Below are 576 nucleotides of genomic sequence, written 5' to 3'. Positions count from 1 at the left end.
TGCCTAAAATGTACGACTAAGAAAATTGGGGTCGAACATTTTACACACAGCAATGCGTCTTAACAAATTTTATAACAAGAGATTTTCGAAGAAGGGAAGCTAACTGCTCACTATTTATACAAGCAAACAGAAGCTTATAGAACTCAAGAAGATTAGCGCAGCCCGTCTACACTGCGAACCCAAGGTTTTTGTGACGCTACAACATCTGGCAAATCTGCCGATCGCGCATCGAAAGCAGATTCAAAACGACCATAAAGCACCACAAACCACGCCTTACCTTTGTATGTCGACCGCACATAATATAAATCTGGAAGTTGGTTCGACTCTACAAAACGCTGTGCTGTTGACTCATTATAAGAACCCAATACCTGAAGCGTGTAATTAGCGCCACCAAATACTGAAGAATCTTCTTGGCTTTTTTTCACCGATACCTTTATGACTTTATCTTCAGGCATATCAGTACCAAGATTTTCCGTGCTTGTCCGAACAACCTCAGACTCAGGCTTCACGCTCGACTCTAATGCAGTGACGCCTGAATCAGTATCAGCTGCATCGTTATTCTTTTCATTCGCTAGG

The 576-nt window shown here is 42.2% G+C and carries 1 protein-coding gene; it reads right to left on the bottom strand.

Annotated features, from left to right (window positions below; translation table 11 throughout):
• Positions 1-152: 152 nt before the first annotated feature.
• Positions 153-576: SPOR domain-containing protein (locus tag A3762_RS27105; RefSeq protein WP_369820665.1), on the bottom strand; the 424-nt coding region annotated here is incomplete at its 5' end.

The sequence above is a fragment of the Oleiphilus sp. HI0125 genome, from assembly GCF_001635355.1.
The sequence above is the reverse complement of the archived record's forward strand: the minus strand, read 5'-3'. Positions and strand labels throughout refer to the sequence as shown.